This window comes from Flavobacterium sp., assembly GCF_023151265.1.
GTDB lineage: Bacteria > Bacteroidota > Bacteroidia > Flavobacteriales > Flavobacteriaceae > Flavobacterium.
Map to the genome: position 1 here is coordinate 1 of NZ_JAKLJH010000161.1, position 5,551 is coordinate 5,551.

Here is a 5,551-nt window from a genome sequence, read left to right on the forward strand (position 1 = left end):
ACACCGATTTTTTAAAAAAAGAGTTTTCAGAATATCCGCTTTGGATTGCCAATTACAATTTTTGGAGAAATGATTTAGAATCCGATTGGCAGTTTTGGCAATTCACCGAAAAAGCACAAATTCAAGGCATTGAAGGAATGGTGGATGTGAATATTTTTAATGGTGACAAAAATAAGTTGTTGTTGAAGTGTATTCGATGATTTTTTTAAACGCAAAGACGCAAAGTTTTTTCGCAAAGGGCGCAATTAATTAAAACACATAGTCACAATAGTTTTTCTTTTTGATTGTTTGTAAGTTCATATAATTCACATCAGATTATACGACTAGTTTGTCATGCTGATATGCATCTCTTGAATAACTAAGAATACAATAGTAAATAATAAAACTTTGTGTGACTTTGTGCAAAACTTCGTTAAACCTTGTGTAACGAGAAAACTACTCTTTATTCAAATTTAAGTCTCCTTTTCCGTGAACAATAGTGGTTTTTGGAGCATCAAAATCAATTTTTGTTTTACGTAATTCGAAATTTTGTCCAAGGTAAACACGTCTTACCATTTCGTCTGCTACTAATTCTTCTGGTTTTCCTGCTTTTAAAATTCCACCTTCAAACATTAAGTAGGTTTTATCAGTAATCGCTAAAGTTTCTTGAACGTTGTGGTCGGTAATTAAAATTCCGATGTTTTTATTTTTTAATTGAGCTACAATTCTTTGAATATCTTCAACTGCAACAGGATCAACTCCAGCAAAAGGTTCGTCTAAAAGAATAAATTTAGGGTCAGTTGCTAAAGCACGAGCGATTTCTGTTCTACGACGTTCTCCACCTGAAAGTAAATCACCACGATTGGTTCGAATGTGTTCCAAAGCAAATTCAGCAATTAATTCTTCCATTTTAGCTTCTTGTTCAGCTTTTGAAAGCGTAGTTAATTGCAAAACACTTAAAATGTTATCTTCGATACTTAATTTTCTAAAAACAGAAGCTTCTTGTGCCAAATAACCAATGCCGTTTTGTGCACGTTTGTACATTGGGAAATTCGTAATATTCATATCGTCTAAATAGATATTCCCGCTATTTGGTTTTACTAAACCTACAATCATGTAGAAAGAAGTGGTTTTTCCGGCACCATTTGGACCTAATAAACCCACGATTTCCCCTTGATTTACTTCAACGGAAATCCCTTTTACTACACTTCTTTTTTTATAGGTTTTAACTAAATTTTCTGCTCTTAATTTCATTTTTCTAGTTTATGAGTTTAGAAGTTTATGAGTTTATAAGTGAAATTACTCTGCAAATAAACAAAAAACATTCAACGAACTACTACTTTTAACTTCGATTTTGGAATTTGTTATTTCGAACTTTGTTCTTCCAAAGCTTCCCAAAACTCATACGCTCTTCTTAAATGAGGAATTACAATGGTTCCGCCAACTAATGTAGCAATTCCCATACTTTCCATCATTTCTTCTTTAGTAACGCCGTTTTTGTAAGCGGTTTCTAAATGGTATTTGATGCAATCATCGCAACGTAAAACCGCTGAAGCTACTAAGCCTAATAATTCTTTGGTTTTAACGTCTAAGGCACCTTCCATGTAAGCATTCGTATCTACATTGAAAATTCTTTTAATGACTTTGTTGTTATCTGCTAATAATTTTTCGTTCATTTTTGAACGGTAATCATTGAATTCTTTTACTAAATCTGCCATTTTTTTATGCTTTTAATTTTTCTCTTTCTTGACTTTTTACCACTAAAACACTAATTAAAATACTAGCTTCATATAAAATCATAATCGGAATTGTAACGATAATTTGACTCAAAACATCTGGTGGTGTAATGACTGCAGACACAATTAACACGATTACTAAAGTGTATTTTCGGTATTTTCTTAAAAATTCAGGAGTAACTAATCCAATCTTTGTTAAGAAGAAAATGATGATTGGTAATTCAAATAATAATCCACTAGCAATTGCTGATGTTTTCATTAAACTCATATAAGAATCAATATCAATCGAATTACTAATTTCCGGACTCACGATATAACTCGCAAAGAATTGTACGGATAACGGTGCAATTAAATAATAGCCAAACAAAACACCAATAAAGAATAGAATAGAAGAAACAATTATGAACGAAGCTGCATATTTCTTCTCTTTTTCATATAATGCCGGACTGATAAATTTCCAAATTTCCCATAAAATAAAAGGGAAGGCGAAAATAAATCCCACCGTAATGGATGTCCACATGTGCATCGAAAATTGTCCGCCCATTTCTCTATTTTGAATAGGAAGATTGATTTCGGTAATACACATCGTATCGGCCATGTCAAATTGTTTTCCTAAATCACAAAAAAATTGGTAAGTAATAAAATCGGGACTTTTTGGACCAAAAATAATTTCATTGAAAATAAAATCACTGAAAAAGAAAGCGACAATTCCACACAAAATAATGGCTGCTGAACTTCTTACTAATAACCAACGTAATTCTTCGAGATGATCTAAAAACGACATCTCTTTTATGTTTTTTTCTGCCATTATACGATTCCTTCTTTTAAAATATCGTGTAAGTGAAGTATTCCTTTGTATTCGTTGTTATCAATTACAACTAACTGCGTAATCGAATTGTTTTCTAAAATATCCAACGCTTCCGAAACTAAAATATTAGAATTGATATTTTTTGGATTTTTTGTCATGATATCTTGCGCAGTTAAATCGGTAAAAGTATCGCGATTGTTTAGCATTCTACGAATATCTCCATCCGTAACAATTCCAATTACTTGATTATTTTCAATAACCGCTGTTACACCCAAACGTTTTTCGGAAATTTCCATAATCACTTTTTTGATTGAAGCATCTGGAGTTACCATTGGTTTGTGAGTAGTATCTAACATGTCTTTTACACGCAATAATAATTTTTTCCCCAAAGCACCACCTGGATGATAGACAGCGAAATCTTCACTTTTAAAGTTGTGCATTTCCATTAAGCAAACCGCTAAAGCATCACCAAGGACTAGTTGAGCTGTAGTACTGTTGGTTGGAGCTAAGTTGTTAGGACACGCTTCGCTTTCTACATACGCATGTAAAATATAGTGCGATTCTTTTCCTAAGTACGAATTTTTATCAGCCGTCATCCCAATTAAGGTATTCCCGAAACGTTTTAATAACGGAGCCAATACTTTAATTTCTGGACTGTTGCCGCTTTTTGAAATACAAATGATAATATCCTCTGGTTGCACCATTCCTAAATCGCCATGAACCGCTTCTGCAGCATGTAAAAACATAGAAGGTGTTCCCGTTGAATTTAAAGTGGCTACAATCTTTTGAGCGATTAAAGCGCTTTTTCCAATTCCAGTTACAACCAACCTTCCTTTGGTATTGTAGATTTCGGTAACACTTTTGGCAAAGTCGTCATCTAGGTAATTTACAAGATCTGCGATGCTTTTACTTTCCGAAAGTAAAGTTCGTTTTGCGGTAGCTAAAATCGTTTCAGTTGTGCTCAAAATAGAAATATTAAAAAATTTGTGTGTATTAAAGAAAATCGTATCTTTATGTTTGCAAATTTAGGTAAAATCATATTAATAGAGAATGAATCCACACGAAATTGATTTACATAAAGAATTAAAGAAATATTTTGGCTTTAACCAATTCAAAGGGCTTCAAGAACAAGTAGTTAAAAGTATCATCACAGGAAATAATACCTTTGTGATTATGCCTACTGGTGGTGGAAAGTCGCTTTGTTATCAGTTGCCAGCCTTGGTATTAGACGGAACTGCAATTGTGGTTTCTCCGCTGATTGCTCTGATGAAAAACCAAGTTGATGCCATTCGAAGCTTAAGTTCAGAGCAAGGAATTGCTCACGTTTTGAATTCTTCATTAAATAAAACCGAGATTGCCAAAGTTAAAAAAGACATTACTTCGGGAATCACTAAATTGTTATACGTAGCCCCTGAATCGTTAACAAAAGAAGAGTATATTGAGTTTTTAAATAGTGTTAAAATATCATTTGTTGCAATTGATGAGGCGCACTGTATTTCAGAATGGGGACACGATTTCCGTCCTGAATATCGTAATTTAAGAAACATTGTTCGTCTTTTAGGCGATGTGCCAATGATTGGTTTAACCGCAACAGCTACTCCAAAAGTGCAAGAAGATATCTTGAAAAACTTGGATATGCCAGATGCAAACACGTTTAAAGCATCGTTTAACCGACCTAACTTATATTACGAAGTACGTACCAAAACTAAAAATATCGAATCGGATATCATTCGATTCATCAAACAACATAAAGGAAAATCAGGTGTTATTTACTGTTTGAGTCGTAAAAAAGTGGAAGAAATTGCACAAGTTTTACAAGTCAATGGTATTAGTGCTGTCCCGTATCATGCGGGTTTAGATGCTAAAACGAGAGCGAAACATCAAGACATGTTCTTAATGGAAGATGTAGAAGTTGTTGTTGCAACTATCGCTTTTGGTATGGGAATCGATAAACCTGACGTACGTTTTGTAATTCATCACGATATTCCAAAATCATTAGAAAGTTACTATCAAGAAACAGGTCGTGCTGGTCGTGATGGTGGCGAAGGACATTGTTTGGCTTACTATTCGTATAAAGACATTGAAAAGTTAGAAAAATTCCTTTCTGGAAAACCCGTTGCCGAGCAAGAAATTGGTTTTGCGCTGCTGCAAGAAGTAGTAGCTTACGCAGAAACTTCAATGTCGCGTCGTAAATTCTTATTGCACTATTTTGGTGAAGAATTCGATGATGTCAACGGAGAAGGTGCTGATATGGATGACAATGTTCGCAATCCAAAAAAGAAAGTCGAAGCACAAGACCAAGTGGTTACTTTGTTAAAAGTAGTTCGTGATACGAAGCAATTATTCAAATCGAAAGAAGTCGTTTTAGCGCTTGTAGGTAAAGTCAATGCGATTATCAAAGCTCAAAAAATTGATACCCAATCTTATTTTGGAAGTGGTGCTAGTTTTGATGAGAAATATTGGATGGCTTTAATTCGTCAGGTTCTAGTAGATGGCTTGTTAACGAAAGATATTGAAACTTACGGGGTGTTAAAGATGTCAGATAAGGGAGAAGCTTTCATTAAAAAGCCAGTTTCTTTTATGATGTCAGAAGACCATGAATATAACGAAGAAGAAGACGAAGCAATCGTAACCGCAGCTAAATCTTCAGGAACTGCAGATGAAGCTTTAATGGCAATGTTACGCGATTTACGTAAAAAAGAAGCAAAAAAACTAGGTGTTCCACCGTTTGTAATTTTCCAAGATCCTTCTTTGGAAGATATGGCATTAAAATATCCAATTTCTATTGATGAACTGAGTAATGTTCATGGAGTAGGAGAAGGAAAAGCTAAAAAATACGGAAAACCATTCGTTGATTTAATCAATCGATATGTAGAAGATAACGACATTATTCGTCCAGATGATTTGGTAGTAAAATCTACCGGAGCTAATTCTGGATTGAAGTTGTATATCATTCAGAACGTAGATAGAAAGCTAGCTTTAGATGATATCGCGAAAGCAAAAGGTTTGGATATGGATGGTTTGTTGA

6 protein-coding genes are annotated in these 5,551 nt (G+C 34.0%); 2 read left to right on the top strand and 4 right to left on the bottom strand.

Annotated elements, in window-relative coordinates:
• Window positions 1–200 (top strand): GH25 family lysozyme (locus tag L6Q46_RS12410; RefSeq protein ID WP_291284567.1); only part of this gene is annotated, 200 nt, incomplete at its 5' end.
• A gap of 235 nt (window positions 201–435) precedes the next feature.
• Here L6Q46_RS12410 and lptB read toward each other — a convergent pair.
• From lptB to L6Q46_RS12430, 4 genes are all read right to left on the bottom strand, one after another.
• Window positions 436–1,233, bottom strand: coding sequence for an LPS export ABC transporter ATP-binding protein (gene lptB / locus L6Q46_RS12415; protein WP_291284568.1), 798 nt, complete (start codon window positions 1,231–1,233; stop codon window positions 436–438).
• A 110-nt stretch (window positions 1,234–1,343) separates the two neighbouring features.
• A complete protein-coding gene (locus tag L6Q46_RS12420; RefSeq protein ID WP_111566875.1) occupies window positions 1,344–1,697 on the bottom strand; it encodes a carboxymuconolactone decarboxylase family protein in 354 nt (117 codons plus the stop codon).
• A 4-nt stretch (window positions 1,698–1,701) separates the two neighbouring features.
• Window positions 1,702–2,523: a twin-arginine translocase subunit TatC gene (gene tatC, locus L6Q46_RS12425; protein WP_291284569.1), complete on the bottom strand. Its 822-nt coding sequence runs from the start codon at window positions 2,521–2,523 to the stop codon at window positions 1,702–1,704.
• On the bottom strand, window positions 2,523–3,488 hold the full coding sequence (locus L6Q46_RS12430; RefSeq protein ID WP_291284570.1) for a KpsF/GutQ family sugar-phosphate isomerase: 966 nt from the start codon (window positions 3,486–3,488) through the stop codon (window positions 2,523–2,525). Before L6Q46_RS12430 ends, tatC begins: the two co-directional genes overlap by 1 nt.
• Window positions 3,489–3,573: 85 nt before the next feature.
• On the opposite strand from L6Q46_RS12430, the gene recQ reads away from it, so the two are divergent.
• On the top strand, window positions 3,574–5,551 hold a 1,978-nt coding region (recQ, locus tag L6Q46_RS12435; RefSeq protein ID WP_291284571.1), incomplete at its 3' end, for a DNA helicase RecQ.

What these genes read in the sequence shown, in the direction of transcription:
- lptB (WP_291284568.1), bottom strand. Translation starts at nt 1,233, where the DNA reads ATGAAATTAAGAGCAGAAAATTTAGTTAAAACCTATAAAAAAAGAAGT.
- L6Q46_RS12420 (WP_111566875.1), bottom strand. Translation starts at nt 1,697, where the DNA reads ATGGCAGATTTAGTAAAAGAATTCAATGATTACCGTTCAAAAATGAAC.
- tatC (WP_291284569.1), bottom strand. Translation starts at nt 2,523, where the DNA reads ATGGCAGAAAAAAACATAAAAGAGATGTCGTTTTTAGATCATCTCGAA.